Origin of the sequence: Pseudoalteromonas sp. APC 3893 (genome assembly GCF_030408095.1) — a bacterium.
Lineage (GTDB): Bacteria > Pseudomonadota > Gammaproteobacteria > Enterobacterales > Alteromonadaceae > Pseudoalteromonas.
This window is the reverse complement of the sequence record NZ_JASDCD010000005.1, coordinates 58,667-81,575: the sequence shown is the minus strand read 5'-3', so window position 1 is coordinate 81,575 and position 22,909 is coordinate 58,667. Positions and strand designations below refer to the sequence as shown.

Below are 22,909 nucleotides of genomic sequence, written 5' to 3'. Positions count from 1 at the left end.
ATACTCATATATCCATTGCTTTTTTTAGGTCGAGTAATGCAACCATTTTTTCCCCAACGTTTACTAATCCAGCAACAAACTCCGAGTTATCTGACTCTGTAAATGAAGGCACCATCTTCGCATCTTGCTCCATAATGCTATAAACATCAGACACAGCATCTACCGCCATGCCCATTATTTTACTTTGTTGTGCGCACTCGACTTTCACGACAATGACCACTGTTAAACCACCATACTCGATGTAGGGTAAGCCAAATCTCAGCCGCAAATCTAAAATAGGTACTATAGTTCCACGTAAATTAATCACACCTTTTACATAGTCGGGTGCATTTGGTATCGCGGTGATCTCTTCCCAGCTACGAATTTCTTGCACTGTTAAAATATCAACTCCATATTCTTCCTCGGCCATAATAAAGGTAAGGAACTGTTTTACGCCCTGGACGTTTTCAAGCACTAGATTATGGTCTAACTCACTACTCAGTGCGCTCATGACGCCTCCAAATTAGCTTGTGACTCAACAATTAACTCTTGGCTGCCTGGCTTTCTTAATCCGGATAATTTGATCAACCCGCTAATATCAACAATAAGCGATACGCGACCATCACCCAATATGGTTGCTCCTGAAACACCATCTACTTTTTGATAGTTTGCTTCTAAGCTTTTAATCACGACTTGTTGTTGCGATAGTAAATCATCAACCAATAAGCCTATTTTCTGATTGTCACTTTCAACCACAACCAATAAGGTTTTATCCAAAGTTTCAATTGCATCTTGATGATTAAATATCTGATATAGCCGTAGAATTGGAATGTACTCATCGCGTAACCGTAATACATCTAGGTCTTTGCCTACACGGCTCACTTTAGTGATATCAATTTGTAATGATTCAACGATAGAAATTAACGGAATAATATAAGTATGCTTAGCCACTCGAACTAGCTGACCGTCTAGAATTGCCAACGTGAGCGGTAGCCTAATAGTAAAAGTCGAACCAACCCCGGATGCAGAAGTCACTTCAACAGAACCATTTAAAGATTGAATGTTACGCCTTACTACATCCATACCGACTCCGCGGCCTGAAAGGTCACTCACTTCATCTGCTGTAGAAAAGCCGGGCATAAAAATGAGCTCGTTTATTTCATTATCTGATAACTCATCAGTTTCATTGATAAGCCTATTTGTAATGGCTTTTTGTTTTATTTTCTGAGTATTAAGACCTTGCCCATCATCCATAATCTCGATGACGATATTGCCACCTTGATGAAAAGCGTTAAGCGTCACAATACCCACGGGGTCTTTACCTGAGGCAATACGCTGTTCAACTGTTTCTAACCCATGATCTAAAGAATTTCTAACCAAGTGCACCATAGGATCTGATATTTTTTCCATCACAGTTTTATCAAGCTCTGTCTGCTCACCGATAAGCTTTAGCTCTACTTGCTTGTTTAACTTTTGCGATATATCTCTAACTAATCGCGGAAACCGGCTAAACACAAAACTAATTGGTAACATCCTGATACGCATCACATTTTCTTGCAAGTCACGAGTGTTGTGTGCCAGTTGCGCGAGCCCTTCTTGTAATGACGTTAATGTTGCCTCAGTAATTTCTTGCTCACCTAATTGACTTAACATCGCTTGCGTGATCACAAGCTCACCAACCATGTTTATTAATGAGTCTACTTTATCAATACCCACTCTGATTGAGGTTGACTCCACAGCTGTAGCAGGCGCTGAGACCTTAGCATTAATCGCGGCTTTTACTTCTGGGGCAGTGTTTTTTGATACTGAAGTGTTAACTTTAGAAGACTCAATGGTTTGAGCTTCTTTTGATTGTTTAGGCTGTTCATCATCTGAAAATAATCCACCACACAGAGCAATGGTTATATCTGCATCATCTTCAACCCATTCAAAAATTTCAGAGATGGCTTGCTCTGGTTTATCAGTGTTTAAAAAAAACCGCCAAGATAAAAAGCAGTCGTCTGCACTTAAGTCGGTTATATCTGGAACTTCGCTATGAAACGCAACAATTTCTAAATCACCTAACTCAGCAAGTTCACTGATCATATACAGTGGTTCATTGCCAGTTTTGAATAAATGATGATGTGGTTTAAAGTCAATCTGGTAGGTATTTACTTCGACTACGGTATCCGTAATGGTATTAGCTTGAGTTGAAGGGGTATCATCAAGCGCTAAAATTTTCTCAAACTGTTTTCTCAGCTCAATTGATTCGCTCAAGTCTAGCGCTTGCTCTGCTTGTAAAGCACTCAGCAGAGCTCTTAAACAATCTACAGATTTTAGTAATAAATTTACAAGCTCTGTCGTTAAAGTACGCTTACCTTCACGGACTTCATCTAACAATGTTTCTAGTACATGGGTAAACTCAGCAACTGAATCAAAACCAAAAGTGCCGCTCCCCCCTTTAATTGAATGAGCAGCACGAAATATTGTATTAATTGTTTCTGAATCTTCTTCGCCCGGCACCAAATTAAGCAGTTCAGCTTCCATGGCATCCAAGCCTTCAAAGCTTTCTTCGAAGAAAACTTCAAAAAACTGACTTAAATCTATACTCATGCCTCGCTCCCTAAATTAGCGAATCACTTTTTTTAAAACCGCTAATAATTGATCAGGGTTAAAAGGTTTAACTATCCAGCCTGTTGCTCCAGCTGCCTTACCTTCCACTTTTTTGTCCATGCCTGATTCAGTAGTCAGCATTAATAAGGGTGTAAACTTATAATTGGGTAAATTGCGCAGCTCTCTAATTAAAGTAATACCGTCCATAACAGGCATATTTACATCCGAGATCACAGCGTCAAAACCCTGCTGCTTAGCTATATTCAACGCCTCACTGCCATCCTTTGCTTCGGTTACATCAAAGCCAGCTTTTTTTAATGTAAAGCCCACCATTTGACGCATCGACGCAGAATCATCTACAGCTAAAATTCTTTTCATATACACCTCTTAATTTTCATTATCGAGTATTAAATATTCATTTAAACCTAATTGATTGATAACGTTCTTTAATGGCTCACTCTGTCCAATCCAAATTATTTTATGATGCACAGACAGTAAGTGTTTTTGTAAAGCACACAGTAGTTGAATGGACGCAGTATCAGCACGTGATACATCGCTGATGTCTAGGCAAACATCGTCATTAGTACTTAGCTCATTTAGCAAGTCTTGATGTAAAGATTCGACTTTGGTGATTGCTAACTCTTCAGGAAGCTTCAACATACTTTCATCACTTTGCGTAATTTACCAATTCATAACAAAAGCTTAGACTGAGTTGTGAAAAATGCCATATATGCATCGAAAAAAGAGGAAATTATTTATAGAGGGGGAAATAAAAGTAAAAAAAGAGGCCAACGCTTCCAAAAACAATCGAAAATATACTTAGTCTGCACTCTGCTTAAAGGGTTCTATAAAGTATTGATTTTAAAAATAAATACTAATAGTCCCCTCTAGCTAGAAACTAATTAATTATCCAGAGTTTTGGTTACTCATTAATAGCAATTTATTGATAGTAGTCAGCTATCAATTTAAATTCACTAATTAATGATTTAGCATTAATTAATGGAACACTACCTTGTTTAAACTCAGGTTTAAATATTGCCCTTACAGCCCCACGTGAATCAACCATAGCAACAGAAGCGCTGTGATCAACAGCGTACTCTTGCTCATCACTGTCACTAATGGCATAAATTAATCCAAGCTCACGCACCAATGGAAATAAGTCTTTATGTTCACCTGAAACGGCTAAAAAATCAGAGTTAAAATAATCAATATAGGCTTTGCGTTTATCTGCGGTATCACGCTTGGGATCCACAGATAAAAACCAAATTTGCAGTGGATATTGCTCACTTAACGCCTTGTGCACCGCGTTTAACTTTGCCAGCGTTAACGGGCAAATATCAGGGCAACTGGTGTAACCTAAAAACACTAAGTTCCACTGCCCTTCAAAAGCCGCTTTCGTCACTTGATTATTATGTTGATCAAGTAATGCAAAATCACTAAGTGGTTTAGCTTGCTCATAGACTAACGCTTCTACATCAGGTTTAGTCGCGTCACTGCATGATGCTAATAGCAACAGGCTTATTAACATAAAAAAACGTTTGCTAAGTGTCCGAGTTAAAAACTTCATATGACCAGCCATTTATCAATAAATAAGGCGATAAAGAGTATCATTAAATGGATAATTGAAAAACGAAATAAATCCATTGCAGTGTTATCCACCGGCGCTATTTTTAGTTTTATGGCTTTATACATAAACACCGCGTTTAATACACATGCAGCCACTAAATATATTAAGCCCGACATACCAATTAAATAGGGCAGCACGCACACCAAAGCAAGTAAAATAGAATACGCAATCACGCACGTTTTGCAAAAATCGATACCATGTGTCACTGGTAGCATTGGAATCTTTGCTCGCTCATAATCACTTTTACGGGCAATGGCTAGCGCCCAAAAATGAGGTGGGGTCCAAGTAAATATAATCATCACTAATAGCCAAGGCGCAGCGGCCATTTGCCCTGTTTCAGACACCCAACCCAGTAAAGGCGGCATTGCTCCAGCCAACCCGCCAATGACAATATTTTGCGGTGTCGCACGCTTTAAAAATGAGGTATAAATAAACGCATAACCCACTAAAGCAAATAACGTTAATATCGCGGTAAGGGTGTTTGCCCAAATTACCAACATGGCAAAACCAGTTACTCCAATAACACTGGCAAAACTTAAGGCATGAAATTTTGATAAGCGCCCTTTTGCCACCGGCCGGTGCCTAGTGCGGGCCATTTTACTGTCAATTTCACTATCAACCACATGATTAATTACCGCTGCCGCTGCCGATAGTAAACCTATGCCTAATAAACTTATAAACTGCACCCCAACACCGCGCCCAACATCAGGGGCTAGTGCTAAACCAACCCATGCTGTTAACACCAGCATTGCGACCACTTTAAATTTGCTAATAGCTAAATAGTCTTTAAATAACTCTGTCAGTTGGTGTGGTGCATCTTTTGTTATCGTTAATAAATGTGCCATAACAGTCTCCTAAGTGCGGGCTTTTAAATAAAAGCATAAACGAACAAGGGTAATTAACAGTATGGCTGCCATTAAATTATGTGCCAGTGCTACACCCAAAGGAAAATGCCAATGCACCACAGCAAGGCCTAATGCTATTTGGCAAAACAAAGCAACGAGTACAAATACACAGCAGTGTTTAATTTTTGTAGAAATCGCATGACTATATATACGCCACATAATCAACGCGAGCACCACACAGGTAACCAGTGCCCAAATCCTGTGCAGTAAATGAATCGACATTCTCGCTTGTTGTGAAAGCACGCCATATTCATAAGTACTGTGCTCCATAGGTAACTGAAATACACTACTCAGTGAAAATGGCTGACCATAACTGCAAAGCGGTAAACCATTGCAATGAGGTGCAGCATAATTAGCGGCAAGCCAACCACCCAATGCAATTTGTAATATCAATACCACTAACGCAACCAAACTTAATTTAAAATGGCGCCTCGCAGGTGCATCTCCGCCATCAATAGGTTTTGAGGTTAGCCGTAAGTACAGTAGCGCCACTAGCGACAAAATACTAAAACCACCAAGTAAGTGCCCCATCACGATTAAGGGCTGCAAATTCATGGTGACTGTCCACATTCCAAGTGCAGCTTGAAAGATGACTAATATGAGCAATAGTAACGGCAACCCCACAGGCATAGTCGGCTGCTTGCGCTTAATAAACGCCACAATAAATAGCGCTAAAATTAATACCCCTAACGTGCCAGCAAAATAGCGATGAATCATTTCTTTCCATGCTTTTGCAGTTTCGAACATCATATCTGGGTAAGTTTGCTCAACTAACGCAAGATCAGCAGCATGCTTTGGTACCGTTAAAAAGCCGTAACATCCGGGCCAGTCTGGGCAGCCTAACCCCGCATCACTCAAACGCGTGTATGCACCAAGTCCAACCACTAAAATAGATAAAAAGAAGGTCACGACCACTAAATATTTATAGTTTTTATACATAATCAGCCCCTTAGATAAAATTAGCTTGAGCGTGAATAGTTAAGTAATTTTTTTAAATCTTTTAATAACCCTTTTTGCACCAACCGATTTTGCTGCAGCTCTTGCTGATAGGGGTATTGCAAAACCACCAACCCCATATGATCTATTAAATATAAACTCGCAGGTTCCAGCTCAGCGGTTTCGGCTAATTGTCGCCACGTTGAACCTTGCTTTTGTGGGCTGCCTAAAATAACCATATCGACTTTGCCTTGGTTTTTACCCAGTGCTACATACAAATTATCGAGTGCATGTAATTGCTCTGCACATGCTTGTTGGCACTGTTTAGGATGATTTAAAGCAATCGTCCACTGTTTATGCTCTGAGTTTTGCCAGTTTTTAAGTTTTATTTCTGTACTTAAAAACACGCCATTATTTGTTGCAGCTGAAGGGATCCATTCAAACTTTAGTGCTAAATAGGCCAATACTAAGGGCACTAAACAACAGCCGATAAAAATAATCATTAGTTTGTTTTTCATTTTAATTCCTTCTTTTACTAGCAACGATGGCAACCACAACGCAAGACAAGCCAATCAATAGCCATTGAACTGCATAGCCATAATGCTTTTGCGGACTCATTACTACAGCTTGGTAATGAGGTATGCCAAAAGCATCACCAATACCTTGGCGATAGCCAATAAAATCAACTAAGGGCTGCTGTGCATGTTTTGCAAATAGCGCTAAGTCGATATTTTGTACGCGTTTAGGCCAATCATTGTTTTGCTCTTGGTGCTCTGGGCTAGCTAAAGTAAAGCCGCTGAGCTTGCCCTGCTTTAGCTGAATATTAATGTCGATTGCGTTTTTAGGTAGGGTGATAGACGGTAATTGCTGACGAGAGGCTGGCGCTTTAATCCAGCCAAAATTAACTAATATCGGCGTTTGACTATGTGTAGGTTTAAATAATGCTAAAACATCATAACCAACCTGCCCTTGCACGACTTGGTTATCTAACAACCAATAATGCACCGCATTTACAGTGCCAGTTAAAGTGGCTTGAATACCAGTTTTATTCCACTCACTGGGCAACGCCAATACTTGCTGCCACGGCATAACCCCTTTAGATTGCACCTTAGCTATATGCGACAATTGCAAGCTCTTCGCTTGACCTCGCTGTATTTGCCAATAACCTAAACGTAAGCACACCAATACCACAACTATCACCACGCAAATGATGAAAATTGAGCTAAGCTTTTGTTTACGCCATAAAATTAGCTGCATAAAGGTGAACCCAGTGATTATTAAAATTATTATCGTACTGTTGTTATTATTTATACTTTTTAACTTATTTAGAGCTTTATTTATTATGGTCTCTGGTCGCGATAATGGGCGGCCAATGTCACACTATTTAGGCCGCCGCGTGATGTTCTCTGTCATCGTACTTATCATTGTAATTGCCGCACTTAAACTCGGTTACATCTACCCAAATGCCAACCCTACAACACATATACAAACACAAATAAACATAACCAAACCACATCAACAAAATGCCAATACCAAGCAGCCGCCTGAAAAGCAAAGTGTTTATCTGGGCTAAAGTGGCCTTTTAATATTCTGAAAAAGACCACCAATAAAATTATGGTTCCCAGCGTTACGTGCATACCATGAAAGCCCGTTAGCAAGAAAAACGTATTACCGTATACTCCGGCGTCTAAGGTGAGACCTAAGTCATTGTAGGCATGGATATACTCTTCAACTTGTAGCCCTAAAAAAGCAACGCCAAGTAAAATAGTTAATCCTAAAAATGCTTTAAGTGGGCCACGCTTATTATTCTCCATCGCAACATGGGCAAAGTGTAGAGTCACCGATGAAATCAGCAGGATCACGGTATTTATCAATGGCAAACCTTGCCAGCCCATGGCTTGTGTTGTGCCACCACTTGGGGTTGTTACTAATGGCCACATAGCTTCAAATGTGGGCCATAGCACTTCGTTGGTCATGGCGTTATTGCCAGCGCCTCCAAGCCAAGGTACTGAGATCATTCGCGCGTAAAATAAAGCACCAAAGAAGGCCATAAAAAACATCACTTCAGAGAAAATAAACCAGCTCATACCTTGGCGAAATGATCGATCCATTTGCGCGGAGTACAAACCTTGGTGCGACTCATCAATCACATTTTTGAACCAGCTAAATAGCATATAGAGCAAAATAGCGATGCCACCATAAAGTACATACTGGCCAGAGCCGCCTTCTGAGTTTACTTGCATCACAGTCAGTGCTGCACCAACAGCAATTAAAAATAATGCCACAGCGCCTACAATTGGCCATGGGCTTTGCGCGGGTACATAATATTTATCGTAATTTTGATTCATTTCACTTGCTCCTAATTACTAGCCACTAACTGGCTACTAATATCAAACACGGTATATGACAAAGTGAGTTCTTCTACTTCATCGGGCAGCGCGGTATCAACATAAAAAAGCAACTTAAATTCCACTTCCTCACCAGCTTTTAATGGTTGTTGATCAAAACAAAAGCAGGCCATTTTATGTAAATATTTGGCAGCCTTTCCGGGCGATACTGAAGGCACCGCTTGCATGACTTTGTTTTCATTACTGAGGTTCTTTGCTTTAAACAACACTTCGCGCATTGCACCGGGTTTTACGACCACGCTGTACTCTTGTGATTGCACCTCAAATGGCGCACCACTTTGTGCATGAGTGGTAAAGCTAACATCAACTTGGCGTGACTCAACAACTTGCGTACTTTGCTTCGCTTGCTCAAGAGAAGGCTTACCATTAAGCCCGGTGATATCACAAAAAACATCGTATAAAGGCACCAAAGCAAACGCGAAGGCAAACATGCCAAGGCATATTAAAACTAAGCGCTTAAACAAAGGTGCGTGATTCATTACTTGATCTCCGGTGGTGTGTCAAAGGTATGATATGGCGCAGGAGAATCAACTTCCCACTCTAGCCCTTGCGCCCCATCCCACACCTTCGCAGGTACTTTCTCGCCGCCTCTGGCACATTTAAAAACCACCACAACAAACAGCAGTTGTGATAAGCCAAAGGCAAACCCACCAATACTAATAATGGCGTTAAAGTCAGCAAATTGCAGCGCGTAATCTGGGATCCTCCTTGGCATACCCGCAAGACCAACAAAGTGCATCGGGAAAAACAATACATTCACACTGACCAAAGACAGCCAAAAATGCCATTTGGCTAAGGTGATATTAAACATATTTCCAGTCCATTTTGGCAGCCAATAGTAAGCCCCAGCCATGATTGAAAAGACCGCGCCAGTAACAAGTACATAATGGAAATGCGCCACAACAAAATAGGTATCATGATACTGAAAATCAGCCGGTGTAATTGCTAGCATCAGCCCTGAAAAGCCACCTAAAGTGAACAACACAATAAACGCAATACTGAATAACATAGGCACTTCAAAGCTTATTGAGCCTCGCCACATGGTCGCCACCCAGTTAAATACTTTTACCCCTGTAGGTACCGATATCAACATGGTTGAATACATAAAAAACAATTCAGCAGCCACAGGCATACCCGTGGTAAACATATGATGTGCCCACACAATAAAACTTAGTAATGCTATTGATGATGTGGCATAAACCATCGAGGCATAGCCAAATAGTTTTTTCCGTGAAAAGGTAGGCACTATGGTCGATATGATGCCAAAGGCAGGTAAGATCATTATGTACACTTCAGGGTGACCAAAGAACCAGAATATATGCTGAAACATCACCGGATCACCGCCACCGGCCGCATCAAAAAAGCTAGTGGCAAAGTATTTATCTGTTAGTACCATGGTCACAGCGCCTGCTAAAACAGGCATAACCGCAATCAATAAAAACGCAGTAATAAGCCAAGTCCATACAAACAACGGTAACTTCATCCAAGACATACCAGGGGCGCGCATATTCACTATGGTAACAATCACATTGATTGCCCCCATAATGGAACTAATGCCCATAATGTGAACGGCGAATACAAATAAAGCCGTGTTGTCATTACTGTAAGTCGTAGACAGCGGGGCATAAAAAGTCCAGCCAAAAGCGGGGCCACCACCTGGCATAAATAGTGATGCTAATAGAATCAAAAACGCAAATGGTAGAATCCAGAAGCTCCAGTTATTCATTCGCGGTAATGCCATGTCTGGCGCACCAATCATCAGGGGTATCATCCAGTTTGCCAGCCCAGTAAATGCCGGCATGACAGCACCAAACACCATTATCAAACCATGGACTGTGGTCATTTGATTAAAAAAGTGCGGGTCAACTAATTGTAATCCTGGCTGAAATAATTCAGCACGGATCACCATCGCCATGGCACCACCGATCAAAAACATGGTCAGTGAAAATATTAGATATAAGCTCCCGATATCTTTATGGTTAGTCGTAAACAGCCAACGCTTAAACCCAGTTGCGCAGTGATGATGTCCAGCATCGTGATGCGCAGCGCCGTTATTATTTTCGTCTGTTATGCTACTCATTACTTAGCCTCCGCAGTTGCATCAATCAAAGCCTGAATTTGGCTAGGTTGAACCACATCACCCGTGTCATTACCCCATGCATTACGCTTATAGGTAACAACCGCCGCAAGTTGCTTTATCGATAGTTGTTTTACAAATGCTTGCATTGCAGTGCCCGGGCGACCATGAACTACGACATCAATATGCTCATTAACATCTCCCAATACCACAGGGCTATTTTTAAGCGCCGGGAAGACGCCAGGTAACCCTATACCGGTAGGTTGATGGCACGCTGCACAACTGGCCATATAAACTTGTTCACCTAAGGTCATTAATTCTTCTTTAGATAAGGTTTGATCCATCAATGCTGCATCTGCGGCAGCCGCTTTTTGTTTAGCTTGCTTGGCATCGGCTAACCAATTAACAAAATCTTGCTCAGACTTCGCTTCAACCACCACAGGCATAAAGCCATGATCTTTACCGCATAACTCAGCACACTGGCCGCGGTAAATACCTTCTTCGTTAATTTTGGTCCATGTTTCGTTTATAAACCCAGGGTTGGCATCTTTTTTAACTGCAAAATCAGGCACCCACCATGAGTGAATAACGTCATCCGATGTCATTAAAAAGCGAATCTTTTTGTTGATTGGTAAAACTAAAGGTTTATCAACTTCGAGTAGGTAGGTATCTGTTTTATCGGCTTGGTTGGCAATTTGGTCGTTCGGTGTTGATAAAATTGAATAAAAACTAACGTCTTCCCCCATATATTCATAATGCCACTTCCACTGAGAACCTGTCACTTTAATGGTAATGTCAGCTTTGCTGGCATCCTCCATCGCAATTAAGGTTTTTGTCGCAGGCACTGCCATTGCAATTAGAATGACAAACGGAATCGCAGTCCAAAGTATCTCAACCTTGGTGCTTTCATGGAATTGGGCAGGTATCGCCCCTTTTGATTTGCGGTGATGTATTAAAGCCCAAAACATAACGGCAAAAACAATCACCCCAATCACACAACAAATTATAAATATTGTCATGTGCAGTTGATAAACATTATTACTTATATCGGTTACACCTTCGCGCATATTAAATTGACTATTTGCCAATAATTGCTGCGGCAGCATAAATAATATAAGGCACAAGGTAGAGCTCAGTTTACCCATGTGACGGCTCCTTTTGATGCTATTGCTAACGCAAAGCGAAAAGGCGGCACTGCTTTTTTCGCGCCAATTCGTTATTTTTATTGTAACTGGTTAAATTAATCTCTTCGCATGCAACAATAAATTGCAGCAAGGCCCCAAAAGATCAGTCGTTAACACAGTGTATTAACCAATTAGTTAAAAAATGAACAATTAGCAAGTTTTAGTGCAAATAAAATTCTATTTTGGTGCAAAAATAACAATACAAAATCAGCGCGTTATTTTAAATTCAGGTGAGGAAAGAAATGGCTAAAAGCAGGAGGTATCTAGCTTATATAGAGCTTTAGTAGCTACAGACAAGTGCTAAAACTAGCAGTTAAATAAAAATATAAAAGTGAAAGCACCAAATATCACCAATTTGGTGCAAAATAGGTTTACATCCAATCAGCATTACGGATCACACCGACTGCAAGCCCTTCAATATTAAAAGACTCATGCTCTAAGTCTACTTCAATTGCAGAAAACTCTTCATTTTCGGCGTGCAACAAAACTTTACGCCCGGCTTTTTCTAGGCGCTTTACAGTTACATCATCATCAACACGCGCTACCACTACTTGGCCGTTTTCAGCAACTTGGGTTTTATGCACCGCAAGTAAATCACCATCCATAATGCCAATATCTTTCATACTCATGCCTTGTACACGCAATAAAAAATCAGCGGCAGGCTTGAACATTAAAGGGTCAATCTGGCAATGGCTTTCAACATGTTGTTGCGCCAAGATAGGTTCACCCGCTGCTACTCGGCCTATTAATGGTAATCCGAGCTGCTCTGGCTCATCTTCTTCCACCAGCTGAATACCGCGGCTTGCACCCGGCTTCATTTTAATAACACCTTTTTTAGCCAGTGCTTTTAAGTGCTCTTCGGCAGCATTAGCGCTTTTGAAACCTAAAGTTTGCGCAATTTCAGCACGCGTAGGTGGCATGCCAGTATCTTTGATAAACACTTTGATTAATTCAAGAATTTGAGCTTGACGATTCGTTAATGGGCGCATACAACTGGTTTTCCATACAGTACATTTAACTGTGAGTATATACAGTTATTTGAAAATCGCAAATTTTAAATTCGCTAGCTTTAACCCTTCTTGATTACCATCTGGTACTCAGCAATAAAGTAGCGCTATTTAAACCATCATCAGATTTCAAAGATGAGCCTAAACCAAACTTCAACGCTATATGTTCATTAAACCAATACTGTGTTTGCAACTCATAATTATCATCTCGATCGCCTCGCCCATGTACGTTAGCAACTACGCCAACAGACCAGTCTTGATTAACGTAATACGCTGCTCGGCCTTGGATGTAACGATACCGCCCTGCCAATTGCTTTGCCTCTATATCCCAGCCTTGATTATTATTGATATTAGTCCAGCGAATGTAAGGCGCATAACTCCACTCAACCGAAGTTAGCTCCTCGCTTGGATAAAAGTGACGTGTTTCTTCCACCCGACTATAAAAAGCAGTTAAGCCAATTTGCAATTGATCGTTTATTTGATTACCTATCGATGCATTGAGCAAAGAACTATCTGATTGCCAAATACCGCTATCATCATCCACATGCTGTACACCAGCCGCCAGAATAACGCCATGCTGCCAATAATAAGTCGCATCACTGGTAATATAATACAGGTTATCATTAGCAAACCCGCCGATAGCGACATTACTCACTCGATGCAAATGGCTTTTCAACTCTTGAGGGCCCGATAAGGCGTCCAAATCATCATTAAAATAACGATACCTCGCGCCTAGAAATGCTTTATCTAACCCGCTTAAATCTGTAAATCCCACTTCAACTTGATGGTTTATAGCTGCATAACTTGGAAAAGCTAAGCCGCTAATAAATATCGCTATTATTTTTTTCATTGCTACGTCCAAAATGTAATTTTAGGTACATTTTAACGATTTTGATGATCTTAACTGTAGGAAAGTGTACAAAAGTGTAGACTGGTTTTAAATTTTCAATTAAGGACATTCCATGACTATTTGGTATCAACCAATCACCTTAGAACAGTGTAAGCAACTTGATGAGGGCATTAACGGCCAAGGCACATTAATGAAAACAATGGGTATTGAAATTAGCGAAATTGGTGATGACTACTTAGTTGCCACTATGCCCGCGATACCTCAACATCATAATCCTATGGGCATGGTACATGGCGGTGCCAATGTCGTACTTGCTGAAACGGTTGCCAGTTATGCAGCAAACTTTGTGATTGATTTTACTAAGTTCTATTGTGTAGGCCAAGAAATCAACGCTAATCACTTAAAAGCTTCACGCAATGGAACTTTAACCGCAATAGCAAAGCCTATTCATTTAGGTAGACGTACTTCAGTATGGGAAATTAAAATAACAAATAGTCGCAACGAACTATGCTGCGTATCAAGAATGACCGCAGCAGTGGTTGAACGTAAAAATTAGCTTTCGATAGGGTAAATAGTTATTTCAACACCCGCACCAATTGCAGATATTCTAAGTAGAGTGTCTGCTTGCAGTGCTTGATTAAAGCATTTCGGTGAAGTACCCGACTCAAAGCCAATATCAAATGTACGCCGAGAACACGACAACCACTGTTTTAATGCATTACGTGAGCATGATTCTATTAACTCACATAAGTGGTTAATCGCTTTATCCGGTGTAGATACCTCAATATTTGCTTCTACACGCGCTAATTGACGATATTCATCGTGGTCATAATGTAAAACTGTGGCAATTTTTTTTAAGTCAGCCACTAGCGCACTAATATCTTGTTTAGACTCAAGCTCTAGATCTACGTTTAAAAATTGAATTTCCGACATTTGTAGCTTTACCCTTAACCCATGTTAAATACACCGCAAACTTTAACCTAAATTTGTATATATACCAAATCATCTATTACCTGCGACAATTTGCCACATTGGCAAAAGCCCCCTAACCTATAAAATATCGCACTGAAAAATAACAATAAATGAGTAAGTAATGAACAAACGCATTTTCAAGCATGCACGAAAAATTCATAAATGGCTTGGTTACATACTCGCACTACAAATCTTTGCATGGCTATTAGGTGGTTTAGTGATGAGTGCAATTCCTCTCGATAAAGTACATGGCAAACATTTAGCATTGCGCTCCCTTGAAAACCCGTTTACGCAGGTCGACTACCCTACATCACTTGATAACATTGTTTCTCAGGTGGCGCAGCCAATAAAAATAAATTACACCCACTTTTTAACAACACCTATTATTACTGTGACGAGTGAAAATGAAGAGCACAGTTTTAACGGCTTAACTGGCCGCCCTTTCATTGCGCCAAGTAAAGCGCAAATAATTGCTAATGCACAAGCTCATTTATTAATCGATGCCAAAGTAAATGCAGCGGCTAAACTCGAAATAGGCCCAAGAGAAGTAGGCTATAAAGAAAATATTTGGCAAGTTAGCTTCGATGATAATTTTAATACAACCCTGTATTTATGGGCTGATAGTGGCAAAGTTATCACTGTTCGTAGCACTATTTGGCGGATTTTTGACTTTTTCTGGATGTTACATATCATGGACTACGATGAACGAGAAGACTTTAATAACCCTTTGTTGATTAGCTTTTCGGCAACCAGTGTGCTGTTCTGCCTCACAGGAATTACTTTGTTACTGCAAAATGTTCGTCTTCGTCGTCGTAAACGCTAAATAAACCCTATCGGGGCAGAATCTCTGCCTCGCTTATCATTGCATTTATAACAACTCAACCCATTCAACCGATTTACCAAATAGAACAATCACTCTAAAATAGCGTTTCCTGTAGTTCACTTAAGTGATTGGATATGCCTTATTTTATTATTGCGTTAGTAATTTCCCTTGCAAGCTTTAACCTTCACAGCGAGCAGTTCACCCGCTTCTCAACAGCGAAAAGACATTTAATAAAAACGTTACCGAGTGATGCCAAAAGCATTTACTGTGACTGCGATATAAAACGCCAAGGTAAAAAATTAATACCCGACCCTTCAGCATGCGGCTATAAACCACGTAATGCCATTACCCGCTCAGGTAAACCAAATGCACGGGCAGTGCGTATTGAGTGGGAGCATATAGTACCGGCATGGGAGTTCGGCCATCAGTTACAATGCTGGCAAAATGGCGGCCGTAAAAACTGCGTGAAAACCAGTGAACAATTTAGAAAAATGGAAGCCGATATTAATAACCTAGCCCCAGCTATTGGTGAAATTAACGCAGATAGATCGAATTATCGTTTTGGTATGGTTGCAGGTAACGCAACTCAATATGGTAGCTGCCAAGTAAAGGTGAATTTTAAACAACGGGTAGTTGAACCACCTGCCTATTCACGCAAACGTATTGCAGATGCTTATTTTTACATGCAAAAAACCTACGGATTAAAAATATCTAATAAGCAACAGCAGTTATTCAAAGCGTGGCAAAAACAAGCTTTTGCTGAAAAAGAAAGTAAAGCTGCACTTTAAAAGATAAACAAGGCGCAGTGTGCGCCTTGAGCTTTTTATAAATTAAATATCTTGATGTGGGCCAAATACTTCATAATGAATACGCGCAGCATCTACATCAAGTGCAAGTAATTGCTGTTTAATAGCAGCCATAAAGCCGCTAGGTCCACAAATATAAAAATCACCGTCCACTAATGGTAACTGCTGAGCAACTGCACTGATATTCATTAAACCAATAAAATCAGCTCCCTCTCCACCTTGATTAAACCATGTATAGCAATTTAAACGCTCATGCGTTGCGGCTTGTTCAGCCAAAAATTGATTAAACGAATGCTGCTGAGCATTTTCACAAGCATGCAAGTAAGTGACGGCTTGGTTCGACGTATCGCTTAATAACGTTTGTAACATTGGCAACATAGGTGTTTGACCAACCCCCGCTGAAATTAACACCACAGGTTTATTATTTACACGTAAAAAGAAGTCCCCTGCTGGCGGGTAGAGCTCTACAACGCTCCCTTCGTCTAGCGAATGCAAATAATTTGATACAATACCTGCAGCTGGTAGCAATTCTTTTTTCACACTAATACGGTAATTTTCACCATTACTTTGCTGGGAAATAGAATACTGACGTATTTCGCTATATTGTGCCTCTTCAGGCTTAACTTTAATTCCCAAATATTGCCCCGGCTTGTGGGCGATTACTGCTTTACCATCTACAGGAGTAAGTGTAAAACTTGTTACCAATGCTGATTCTGGTTGCTTTTTAGTGATCATAAATTGACGTGTTCCTGACCAGCCACCGTGATTATTTTTACTGTGCTCATAAAGAACAGCCTCTTCAGTAATACAAATATCAGCAAGTAACGCATACGCTTCACGCCATGCATATTCAACCTCTGGCGTAAACTGCTCTGGGATCAGCTCCTTTAAAGTACCAATTAAATGTCCGCCCACAATCGGATAATGCTCAGGCAAAATATGCATACTGGCATGCTTATGATTAATACGTGCTAATGCTTCTTTTAACACGGCCAGATTATCAATATTTTGCGCATATGCCGCCAATGCGTTAAAAAGAGCAAACTGCTGACGTCCGCTGCGCTGATTCGCCATATTAAAAATATCTTGCAGCTCAGGGTTATGGCTAAACATGCGATTATAAAAGTGCTCCGTAACAACGGTCCCAGCTTGTGCGAGCAAAGGCACAGTGTTTTTTACAATATTGATGGTTTTTTCAGATAACATACTACTTTCCTATAACTAAAATAATAATTAACCACGCCGCCCATCAACACGACGCCGCGTTAAAATAGGAATGCAATGGAGTAGAAACAACACAAATGCCACCAACCACAATACAGCGCTAAGCTGCCACGCAATATGCGGCCCAATAACAAAGGGTAATAACGAACGAACAATCGCTGCAACAAGCACTAAAGCAAATGCCACAGCCATAAAATGTGGAATAGTTAAAGGACGTCCTGTATGACCATGAGATACACGTGTCATCATGGCTAAAATCATCATGCCAATGGTTCCGATAGTGATCATATGCAGCGCATCTTTAAACAAAATAACAGGGTTATAAAAACTCAATGCAAGTAATACTAAGCCGACGCCAAGTGCTAAATACGAAAAGTGCAACGACCAGAGCAATGGCACTTTGAGCGTTTTATTATTCCACCACAATACTGAACGCCATACATGTAATACAGCCACAACAGCCAATGCCCAACCAGGATTAACGCTTGATATAAACAGCTGACTGATAAAATAAAGCGCAACAGCAAACAACGAGCTATAAAGCAGCACTTTATCTAAACGTGGCGTACGCACTTGCTCAGCTAAACCTAAACCGCGGGCGGTAAAAAAGGGCAGCACTCGCCCCGCAACCACACCAACGAGTAGCGTCATTACCAACACAGCCGTATCAACGACAGCAAGTGCCAGCAGCATGTTCTGCTCAATAACCAACCATAAATAGATGATATTTAACGCACACAAGGCGCTTAAAATCGGCAAAAATTGATAGTTATTTTTGTTATTTGCTTTAAGCAACATGTTAGCCAGCGCCGTAATTGCTGCTAACCACCAAAGTAATTGCAGTAATAACACCCCATACAAATTAAAGTTTTCAATGTCAGTACCGGTGATGAAGAACACACCTCGGGCTGCCAGCCACACAAAAGTTAGCAACATCAATTTATTGCCGCTGATACTTGCTACGCCAGTCCAGGTTTGTGCTGCGGTTAATAAAAACCCCACCGCAACGGCGCCTGCAAAACCAAATAGCATTTCATGAGCATGCCATAATGTTGCTGGCATGCTTAATTGCCAACTCGCGTTACCCGTTAAAATTAACAGCCAATAAGCCATGGATAAAACAGCGAGTAAACTCGCGCCTAAAAAGTAAGGCCGAAATGCTAACCCCCAAAGCGGCCACTGTCCTACTTGATAAAAACGGATCTGTTTAGGCATGGGTTCGGTTAAATTAATAGGTCGCATTATCGTACCTCTCTACCTAAGCTATTGAGTGCAATACAGCGAAGTACATAACTAATTTTTAAAATAGTGGCAGCGATGATGGTTGAAATATGAGCTGAAATTTGCAGCTTTATCGTTAACAACTCTGCAAGTGGATAACTTAATAGCACGGTGATAATTAAGCTAACTGTACTCAATACCAAGGCCCAATTAGCAGCACTTAGTAAACGAATATAGAAATCTGTTAAATCGTTATAAATCGATGTGTGGGCAGTCATACAATCACCATTATTTAAATATCTACACGATGTACTGCATGGAGCGAGCCAAGTTTAAAATAACCTTACTATCAACAGGTTACTATTTAACCCTTTGACAGATGAGTCATAATGACCTATCGTAGTGAAAGGCAAAAACACATAAGAGTCAATTTGACATGCTCACTACTGAAACACTTCTTAAGACAGCAATGCAGCTCGCTGTTATTGAACAACCTCACTGCCACTACCAACATATTATTGAGTGTGTAAAAAAAGCGCTGCCTAGTGATGCTATCGCTTTACTCATTCGCCAAGATGACGTCTTAAAACCAATGGCTATTCACGGCCTGATGCCTGACACTTTAGGTCGACGGTTTGTGATCAACGACCACCCTCGCCTACATGCGATTTGCAACGCAAGCCAGCCACTACAATTTGCTCAAGATTGTCCACTTCCAGACCCATACGATGGTTTGCTCAGTTGTAAGCAAGGAGATATTCCGGTACACGCCTGCTTAGGCATGCCTTTACTCGATAAAAACGATGATTTACTCGCAGTGATTACCCTAGATAGCCTCAATGCAAAAGCGTTTGATGAGTATGATTTACAACAGTTAGCCGTATTGAGTCAGCTCTGTGCTACCCAGTTAAAAACCACTTTGTTGTTACAGCAATATCAAAATCACGCGCAGCACAGTAATGCATTAGTACAAGAGCTAAACCGTGAGGCACTTACTCGTGATGGCGTTGAAATAATAGGGCAAAGCGCTGCGATGCAAAGCTTAAAAAATGATATAAAACTCGTGGCAGGCTCTGAGTTTAGTGTATTAATTCAAGGCGATACTGGAGTAGGCAAAGAGCTCGTCGCACGTAATATTCACCTGCATTCAAAACGTAGCCAACAACCCCTTATCCACTTAAATTGCGCATCATTACCGGAAAACCTAGCCGAAAGTGAGTTTTTTGGCCACGCGAAAGGGGCATTTACAGGCGCTGAAAGTGCCCGCCAAGGAAAATTCCAGCTAGCAGACGGAGGGACGCTGTTTTTAGACGAAATAGGTGAGCTGCCATTGGCAATGCAAAGTAAATTATTACGTGTATTACAAAGTGGTGAAATTCAAACCGTAGGCGAAGATAAGGTAAAATATGTTGATGTACGAGTAATTGCCGCAACAAATCGCAATTTAAAAGATGAAGTAACACAAGGACGTTTTAGGGCCGATTTATATCACCGCTTAAGTGTTTACCCATTGCATGTTCCACCTTTAAATCAGCGCGAAAACGATGTGATACTGTTAGCGGGATTTTTTATCGAAAAAACCGCCCGTAAATTGGCGATTGAACAACTCAAACTCAGTGTCGAGGCACAGCTCACACTAGCGCAATACAGCTGGCCAGGAAATGTGCGTGAACTTGAACATGTCATTAGCCGTGCGGCTTTAAAAGCTAAGCAAAGCCAATGGCAGCAAGCAATCATCACCATAGAGCCAGAACATTGTGAGCTAAACCTGACAACCAGTAAAACGGTTTCGCCATTAATACCGACACCAAAACCGCATGATTCAGAGCTTTCGTTAAAGCAAGCAACTGACACATTTACCCACCATCTAATTACTCAACAATTAGCGCATCATGAGTTTAATTGGGCGGCAACTGCACGTACTTTAAATATTGATAGAGCCAACTTAGTGAGACTTGCTAAACGACTCGGAATTACAATTAAAAAGACACTGTAATATTTAAAGTGCCGTTAAATCTTGCTGTTCAGGCGCTAAGCACGCACTGGCTAAACACTGTTTAGCCAGCTCACTTGCCGCTGGTGGAAAATAAACAATCACTTCACAATGCAAACCATGTTTTGCCACATAACGCACAAATAAAGGCGCATCGGCTGCTTTAGCTTGTTGTTTTATTTTATCAAGTTCGATACCTGACAGCATCGCATCACCTAAATTTTTGCAATGCCACATCAGCCTAATTTACGCTCCTTGAAATATGCTTTTAGTAACTGACTAAACGCTTGCACTTTCGCAGTACGATGCACTAAATGATGCGTTACAAGCCATAAATCGGTGGGCCAACTTAACTCACTGGCTAATACCGACACTAAATCTGGATATTGTGCCGCAACATCATGCTGTAAGCCGCCAATACCCAGCCCCTTCACAATTGCTCGTGTTGCCTCGGAGGTTTCTGATACTCTTAGTTTCACTTGCGCAGCTGGAATGTGCTGATCAACCCACGCAAAGTAAGGTACTTTGCCATTGTAGCCTGCAACCCCCGAGACAAAATTATGTAATTCAAGCTGCTTTAATGATTTAGGCAATCCATGTTTGGCTATATAGCGTTTAGACGCATAAAAGCCTGATGATAAATGCGCTAAGTGCTGAGCAATATAGTCACCTTCATCTGGACGCGGGCCTGCACGTACTGCAATATGCGCTTGTCCATGGTCCAGCCGCAAACGTTTTTGGTCAAGTATCACTTCTAATTGCACTTGCGGGTGTAAGCTTTGAAACTGTTCACACACATCACTTAACACATCAATAAAACCACTCACGGTGGTAAGCAATAAACTGCCACGCAAGGTGCTGTCAGCCGCAATTATATCGTTATGTAGCCGCTCAAGTTCGCTATTAATAGATTGCGCTGTTGTAAATAACTTAGCGCCGATCTCTGTCACTTTATAACCGCGAGCATGGCGATGAAATAAACGTGCATTCACGCTTTGCTCTAAGTTATTAATACGCCTAAGTACCGTACTATGATGTACGTTGAGCTTTTCCGCCGCAGCGGTGAGCGTGCCCAATCGCGCCACTTCATAAGCAACCTTTACATCTTGCCAGTCATCAAATTGTATTGCCATATAAGCTCCTTTGCACTTATGTGCATTTATGCACATAAGTTTTGCGTTTATTTGGCTTTTCTGCAAGTAAATATTTGCTAAAGTAGCTAACAGACAAACTAAATTAATTAAGGCGAACACCATGACTGTACCAAAAATTATTGCCTTAGCAGGCAGCTTACGTAAAGATAGCTTCAATCAAAAATTGATCAACGAAGCAGCCCGCTTTGCATTAGAAAGCGGCGCAGAAGTAGAGGTAATCAAACTCGCTGATTTAAATTTGCCATTGTTTGATGAAGACATTGAAGCACAAGGAACACCAGCAGGAGCACAACTTTTAAAAGACAAGCTTCGCGCGGCTGATGGTATTTTACTTGCCAGCCCAGAATACAATGGCTCAATCACTGCGGTACTTAAAAATGCGATTGACTGGGCTTCACGCACCGAGCAAGGCGCAGTACCTGCATTTCGTAACAAGGTGACAGCGTTATATGCCTCTTCACCTGGTGGTTTAGGTGGATTACGTGGTTTGAATCATGTACGCGATATTTTATCGGGTATTGGTAGCTTAGTGTTAGCTGATCAACTAGCGGTGCCTGCCATTCATACTGTACTTGATGAAACTGGCCGCATTAGCGACCCTGTTACCGCTGACAAAGTAGCAGGCTTGGCGCAACAACTTGTAAGCGTTGCCAGTAAACTAAATAAGTAATTAGCCACCACAACTACAACTAACTAAAGCTTTGTCGCGGCTAGCTTAGCGGCGATAAAGTCTTCATGAGTTACGTAAAGTAAGTTAGCAACACGACGTATTACATACTCTTCTTGCGGGTCAAGCTCACCATCGGCATAAGCCAAGCGCCAAAGTAGTTCAATTATCTCAATACGCTGCTGTGCACTGCACTGATTATTGATTTGCTTAGAAAATTGAAAGTAATCGATGGCTTCATCTAAACTTTTTCCTGCACTTTGCATCAGCTCGTCAACTTCTTCATCCGTTAACTGAAAATACTTTTTAAGTGTGAAGGTTAACGTTTTAAGTTCATCATCTTGCTGCTGGGTATCTGCACGCATGACCTCAATCAATAATGCCGCGACCGCTGTTTTCAGATCATGCTCTTGCATCTGATTTGGCTGATCATTAAAAGTTGAAAATAGCTGTTTTATTTGTTTGAACATCACATTTTCCCTTT

Annotated in this window: 28 protein-coding genes; 6 read left to right on the top strand and 22 right to left on the bottom strand. The window is 41.0% G+C overall.

All coding sequences use genetic code 11. From position 1 onward, the window contains the following. Positions 1 to 4: 4 nt before the first annotated feature. The 9 genes from QMA12_RS08945 to QMA12_RS08905 all read right to left on the bottom strand — a co-directional run bounded on the left by QMA12_RS08945 (position 5) and on the right by QMA12_RS08905 (position 7,296). Positions 5 to 490 carry a chemotaxis protein CheW gene (locus QMA12_RS08945; protein WP_087532581.1) on the bottom strand — a complete coding sequence of 162 codons (486 nt, stop codon included), beginning with the start codon at positions 488 to 490 and terminating at the stop codon, positions 5 to 7. Then, a complete protein-coding gene (locus tag QMA12_RS08940; protein WP_290209778.1) occupies positions 487 to 2,571 on the bottom strand; it encodes a chemotaxis protein CheA in 2,085 nt (694 codons plus the stop codon). Before QMA12_RS08940 ends, QMA12_RS08945 begins: the two co-directional genes overlap by 4 nt. A 15-nt stretch (positions 2,572 to 2,586) precedes the next feature. Further along, positions 2,587 to 2,949 carry a response regulator gene (locus QMA12_RS08935; protein ID WP_290209780.1) on the bottom strand — a complete coding sequence of 121 codons (363 nt, stop codon included), beginning with the start codon at positions 2,947 to 2,949 and terminating at the stop codon, positions 2,587 to 2,589. Between the two features lie 9 nt (positions 2,950 to 2,958). Further along, a complete protein-coding gene (locus tag QMA12_RS08930; protein WP_087532584.1) occupies positions 2,959 to 3,231 on the bottom strand; it encodes an STAS domain-containing protein in 273 nt (90 codons plus the stop codon). A gap of 280 nt (positions 3,232 to 3,511) precedes the next feature. After that, positions 3,512 to 4,138 carry an SCO family protein gene (locus QMA12_RS08925; protein ID WP_254911189.1) on the bottom strand — a complete coding sequence of 209 codons (627 nt, stop codon included), beginning with the start codon at positions 4,136 to 4,138 and terminating at the stop codon, positions 3,512 to 3,514. Beyond that, positions 4,135 to 5,043 (bottom strand): heme o synthase, encoded by a 909-nt coding sequence (cyoE, locus tag QMA12_RS08920; protein WP_087532585.1) that lies wholly within the window; start codon positions 5,041 to 5,043, stop codon positions 4,135 to 4,137. The genes QMA12_RS08925 and cyoE overlap by 4 nt, the downstream gene beginning before the upstream one ends. Positions 5,044 to 5,052: 9 nt before the next feature. After that, entirely contained in the window at positions 5,053 to 6,042 is a 990-nt protein-coding gene (locus tag QMA12_RS08915) for a COX15/CtaA family protein (RefSeq protein ID WP_087532586.1), read from the bottom strand. Positions 6,043 to 6,062: 20 nt separating this feature from the next. Then, positions 6,063 to 6,557 carry a transmembrane cytochrome oxidase associated protein gene (locus QMA12_RS08910; protein WP_087532587.1) on the bottom strand — a complete coding sequence of 165 codons (495 nt, stop codon included), beginning with the start codon at positions 6,555 to 6,557 and terminating at the stop codon, positions 6,063 to 6,065. Between the two features lies 1 nt (position 6,558). Continuing rightward, positions 6,559 to 7,296: an SURF1 family protein gene (locus QMA12_RS08905; RefSeq protein ID WP_087532588.1), complete on the bottom strand. Its 738-nt coding sequence runs from the start codon at positions 7,294 to 7,296 to the stop codon at positions 6,559 to 6,561. On the opposite strand from QMA12_RS08905, the gene QMA12_RS22205 reads away from it, so the two are divergent. After that, the gene (locus tag QMA12_RS22205; RefSeq protein ID WP_356948021.1) at positions 7,247 to 7,612 is read left to right on the top strand and encodes a DUF2909 domain-containing protein; all 366 of its coding nucleotides are present in this window, start codon (positions 7,247 to 7,249) and stop codon (positions 7,610 to 7,612) included. The two genes, QMA12_RS08905 and QMA12_RS22205, sit on opposite strands and share 50 nt — an antisense overlap. On the opposite strand, the gene QMA12_RS08895 is transcribed toward QMA12_RS22205, so the two are convergent. The 6 genes from QMA12_RS08895 to QMA12_RS08870 all read right to left on the bottom strand — a co-directional run bounded on the left by QMA12_RS08895 (position 7,512) and on the right by QMA12_RS08870 (position 13,565). Continuing rightward, on the bottom strand, positions 7,512 to 8,387 hold the full coding sequence (locus tag QMA12_RS08895; RefSeq protein WP_290209781.1) for a cytochrome c oxidase subunit 3: 876 nt from the start codon (positions 8,385 to 8,387) through the stop codon (positions 7,512 to 7,514). The two genes, QMA12_RS22205 and QMA12_RS08895, sit on opposite strands and share 101 nt — an antisense overlap. A gap of 11 nt (positions 8,388 to 8,398) precedes the next feature. After that, positions 8,399 to 8,926 (bottom strand): cytochrome c oxidase assembly protein, encoded by a 528-nt coding sequence (locus QMA12_RS08890; RefSeq protein ID WP_290209782.1) that lies wholly within the window; start codon positions 8,924 to 8,926, stop codon positions 8,399 to 8,401. Beyond that, positions 8,926 to 10,527, bottom strand: coding sequence for a cytochrome c oxidase subunit I (gene ctaD / locus QMA12_RS08885; RefSeq protein WP_290209783.1), 1,602 nt, complete (start codon positions 10,525 to 10,527; stop codon positions 8,926 to 8,928). The genes QMA12_RS08890 and ctaD overlap by 1 nt, the downstream gene beginning before the upstream one ends. Further along, positions 10,527 to 11,669, bottom strand: a complete 1,143-nt coding sequence (gene coxB / locus QMA12_RS08880; RefSeq protein WP_290209785.1) for a cytochrome c oxidase subunit II — start codon at positions 11,667 to 11,669, stop codon at positions 10,527 to 10,529. The genes ctaD and coxB overlap by 1 nt, the downstream gene beginning before the upstream one ends. 410 nt (positions 11,670 to 12,079) lie before the next feature. Beyond that, entirely contained in the window at positions 12,080 to 12,697 is a 618-nt protein-coding gene (gene lexA, locus QMA12_RS08875) for a transcriptional repressor LexA (RefSeq protein WP_087532594.1), read from the bottom strand. A gap of 94 nt (positions 12,698 to 12,791) precedes the next feature. Next, entirely contained in the window at positions 12,792 to 13,565 is a 774-nt protein-coding gene (locus tag QMA12_RS08870; protein WP_087532595.1) for a hypothetical protein, read from the bottom strand. Positions 13,566 to 13,677: 112 nt separating this feature from the next. Here QMA12_RS08870 and QMA12_RS08865 point away from each other — a divergent pair, with 112 nt between their 5' ends. Next, positions 13,678 to 14,121 (top strand): hotdog fold thioesterase, encoded by a 444-nt coding sequence (locus QMA12_RS08865; RefSeq protein WP_087532596.1) that lies wholly within the window; start codon positions 13,678 to 13,680, stop codon positions 14,119 to 14,121. On the opposite strand, the gene QMA12_RS08860 is transcribed toward QMA12_RS08865, so the two are convergent. Then, positions 14,118 to 14,498, bottom strand: a complete 381-nt coding sequence (locus tag QMA12_RS08860) for a hypothetical protein (RefSeq protein ID WP_087532597.1) — start codon at positions 14,496 to 14,498, stop codon at positions 14,118 to 14,120. The genes QMA12_RS08865 and QMA12_RS08860 overlap by 4 nt on opposite strands. Before the next feature lie 160 nt (positions 14,499 to 14,658). Here QMA12_RS08860 and QMA12_RS08855 point away from each other — a divergent pair, with 160 nt between their 5' ends. Together QMA12_RS08855 and QMA12_RS08850 are read left to right on the top strand one after the other, a co-directional pair. Then, complete coding sequence (locus tag QMA12_RS08855) at positions 14,659 to 15,360, top strand: hypothetical protein (RefSeq protein WP_290209787.1); 702 nt, start codon at positions 14,659 to 14,661, stop codon at positions 15,358 to 15,360. A gap of 134 nt (positions 15,361 to 15,494) precedes the next feature. After that, a complete protein-coding gene (locus QMA12_RS08850) occupies positions 15,495 to 16,148 on the top strand; it encodes an endonuclease (RefSeq protein WP_290209789.1) in 654 nt (217 codons plus the stop codon). Between the two features lie 42 nt (positions 16,149 to 16,190). On the opposite strand, the gene hmpA is transcribed toward QMA12_RS08850, so the two are convergent. Genes hmpA through QMA12_RS08835 form a run of 3 tightly spaced genes read right to left on the bottom strand, consistent with a single transcriptional unit; the run spans position 16,191 to position 18,889 of the window. Continuing rightward, complete coding sequence (gene hmpA / locus QMA12_RS08845) at positions 16,191 to 17,372, bottom strand: NO-inducible flavohemoprotein (protein WP_290209791.1); 1,182 nt, start codon at positions 17,370 to 17,372, stop codon at positions 16,191 to 16,193. A 27-nt stretch (positions 17,373 to 17,399) separates the two neighbouring features. Continuing rightward, on the bottom strand, positions 17,400 to 18,632 hold the full coding sequence (locus tag QMA12_RS08840; protein WP_290209793.1) for an NnrS family protein: 1,233 nt from the start codon (positions 18,630 to 18,632) through the stop codon (positions 17,400 to 17,402). Beyond that, positions 18,632 to 18,889, bottom strand: coding sequence for a hypothetical protein (locus tag QMA12_RS08835; RefSeq protein WP_087532603.1), 258 nt, complete (start codon positions 18,887 to 18,889; stop codon positions 18,632 to 18,634). Before QMA12_RS08835 ends, QMA12_RS08840 begins: the two co-directional genes overlap by 1 nt. A 158-nt stretch (positions 18,890 to 19,047) precedes the next feature. On the opposite strand from QMA12_RS08835, the gene norR reads away from it, so the two are divergent. Continuing rightward, positions 19,048 to 20,607, top strand: a complete 1,560-nt coding sequence (gene norR, locus QMA12_RS08830; RefSeq protein ID WP_290209796.1) for a nitric oxide reductase transcriptional regulator NorR — start codon at positions 19,048 to 19,050, stop codon at positions 20,605 to 20,607. A 3-nt stretch (positions 20,608 to 20,610) separates the two neighbouring features. On the opposite strand, the gene QMA12_RS08825 is transcribed toward norR, so the two are convergent. Together QMA12_RS08825 and QMA12_RS08820 are read right to left on the bottom strand one after the other, a co-directional pair. Next, on the bottom strand, positions 20,611 to 20,841 hold the full coding sequence (locus QMA12_RS08825) for a hypothetical protein (RefSeq protein WP_290209797.1): 231 nt from the start codon (positions 20,839 to 20,841) through the stop codon (positions 20,611 to 20,613). After that, positions 20,841 to 21,737 (bottom strand): LysR family transcriptional regulator, encoded by an 897-nt coding sequence (locus QMA12_RS08820; RefSeq protein WP_290209799.1) that lies wholly within the window; start codon positions 21,735 to 21,737, stop codon positions 20,841 to 20,843. Before QMA12_RS08820 ends, QMA12_RS08825 begins: the two co-directional genes overlap by 1 nt. Before the next feature lie 121 nt (positions 21,738 to 21,858). Here QMA12_RS08820 and QMA12_RS08815 point away from each other — a divergent pair, with 121 nt between their 5' ends. After that, positions 21,859 to 22,428 (top strand): NAD(P)H-dependent oxidoreductase, encoded by a 570-nt coding sequence (locus tag QMA12_RS08815; RefSeq protein ID WP_290209801.1) that lies wholly within the window; start codon positions 21,859 to 21,861, stop codon positions 22,426 to 22,428. Positions 22,429 to 22,451: 23 nt separating this feature from the next. On the opposite strand, the gene QMA12_RS08810 is transcribed toward QMA12_RS08815, so the two are convergent. Then, positions 22,452 to 22,895, bottom strand: coding sequence for a TerB family tellurite resistance protein (locus QMA12_RS08810; protein WP_290209803.1), 444 nt, complete (start codon positions 22,893 to 22,895; stop codon positions 22,452 to 22,454). Positions 22,896 to 22,909 lie beyond the last annotated feature (14 nt).

Excerpts from the sequence above, each read along its gene's own strand:
- QMA12_RS08915 (WP_087532586.1), bottom strand. The coding sequence starts at position 6,042 with ATGTATAAAAACTATAAATATTTAGTGGTCGTGACCTTCTTTTTATCT.
- QMA12_RS08850 (WP_290209789.1), top strand. The coding sequence starts at position 15,495 with ATGCCTTATTTTATTATTGCGTTAGTAATTTCCCTTGCAAGCTTTAAC.
- QMA12_RS08895 (WP_290209781.1), bottom strand. The coding sequence starts at position 8,387 with ATGAATCAAAATTACGATAAATATTATGTACCCGCGCAAAGCCCATGG.
- QMA12_RS08905 (WP_087532588.1), bottom strand. The coding sequence starts at position 7,296 with ATGCAGCTAATTTTATGGCGTAAACAAAAGCTTAGCTCAATTTTCATC.
- cyoE (WP_087532585.1), bottom strand. The coding sequence starts at position 5,043 with ATGGCACATTTATTAACGATAACAAAAGATGCACCACACCAACTGACA.
- QMA12_RS08945 (WP_087532581.1), bottom strand. The coding sequence starts at position 490 with ATGAGCGCACTGAGTAGTGAGTTAGACCATAATCTAGTGCTTGAAAAC.
- QMA12_RS08815 (WP_290209801.1), top strand. The coding sequence starts at position 21,859 with ATGACTGTACCAAAAATTATTGCCTTAGCAGGCAGCTTACGTAAAGAT.
- QMA12_RS08825 (WP_290209797.1), bottom strand. The coding sequence starts at position 20,841 with ATGTGGCATTGCAAAAATTTAGGTGATGCGATGCTGTCAGGTATCGAA.
- coxB (WP_290209785.1), bottom strand. The coding sequence starts at position 11,669 with ATGGGTAAACTGAGCTCTACCTTGTGCCTTATATTATTTATGCTGCCG.
- norR (WP_290209796.1), top strand. The coding sequence starts at position 19,048 with ATGCTCACTACTGAAACACTTCTTAAGACAGCAATGCAGCTCGCTGTT.
- QMA12_RS08940 (WP_290209778.1), bottom strand. The coding sequence starts at position 2,571 with ATGAGTATAGATTTAAGTCAGTTTTTTGAAGTTTTCTTCGAAGAAAGC.
- QMA12_RS08910 (WP_087532587.1), bottom strand. The coding sequence starts at position 6,557 with ATGAAAAACAAACTAATGATTATTTTTATCGGCTGTTGTTTAGTGCCC.
- QMA12_RS08935 (WP_290209780.1), bottom strand. The coding sequence starts at position 2,949 with ATGAAAAGAATTTTAGCTGTAGATGATTCTGCGTCGATGCGTCAAATG.
- lexA (WP_087532594.1), bottom strand. The coding sequence starts at position 12,697 with ATGCGCCCATTAACGAATCGTCAAGCTCAAATTCTTGAATTAATCAAA.
- QMA12_RS08865 (WP_087532596.1), top strand. The coding sequence starts at position 13,678 with ATGACTATTTGGTATCAACCAATCACCTTAGAACAGTGTAAGCAACTT.
- QMA12_RS08820 (WP_290209799.1), bottom strand. The coding sequence starts at position 21,737 with ATGGCAATACAATTTGATGACTGGCAAGATGTAAAGGTTGCTTATGAA.
- QMA12_RS08835 (WP_087532603.1), bottom strand. The coding sequence starts at position 18,889 with ATGACTGCCCACACATCGATTTATAACGATTTAACAGATTTCTATATT.
- QMA12_RS08860 (WP_087532597.1), bottom strand. The coding sequence starts at position 14,498 with ATGTCGGAAATTCAATTTTTAAACGTAGATCTAGAGCTTGAGTCTAAA.
- QMA12_RS22205 (WP_356948021.1), top strand. The coding sequence starts at position 7,247 with ATGATGAAAATTGAGCTAAGCTTTTGTTTACGCCATAAAATTAGCTGC.
- QMA12_RS08870 (WP_087532595.1), bottom strand. The coding sequence starts at position 13,565 with ATGAAAAAAATAATAGCGATATTTATTAGCGGCTTAGCTTTTCCAAGT.
- QMA12_RS08840 (WP_290209793.1), bottom strand. The coding sequence starts at position 18,632 with ATGCGACCTATTAATTTAACCGAACCCATGCCTAAACAGATCCGTTTT.
- ctaD (WP_290209783.1), bottom strand. The coding sequence starts at position 10,527 with ATGAGTAGCATAACAGACGAAAATAATAACGGCGCTGCGCATCACGAT.
- QMA12_RS08855 (WP_290209787.1), top strand. The coding sequence starts at position 14,659 with ATGAACAAACGCATTTTCAAGCATGCACGAAAAATTCATAAATGGCTT.
- QMA12_RS08890 (WP_290209782.1), bottom strand. The coding sequence starts at position 8,926 with ATGAATCACGCACCTTTGTTTAAGCGCTTAGTTTTAATATGCCTTGGC.
- QMA12_RS08810 (WP_290209803.1), bottom strand. The coding sequence starts at position 22,895 with ATGTTCAAACAAATAAAACAGCTATTTTCAACTTTTAATGATCAGCCA.
- hmpA (WP_290209791.1), bottom strand. The coding sequence starts at position 17,372 with ATGTTATCTGAAAAAACCATCAATATTGTAAAAAACACTGTGCCTTTG.
- QMA12_RS08925 (WP_254911189.1), bottom strand. The coding sequence starts at position 4,138 with ATGAAGTTTTTAACTCGGACACTTAGCAAACGTTTTTTTATGTTAATA.
- QMA12_RS08930 (WP_087532584.1), bottom strand. The coding sequence starts at position 3,231 with ATGTTGAAGCTTCCTGAAGAGTTAGCAATCACCAAAGTCGAATCTTTA.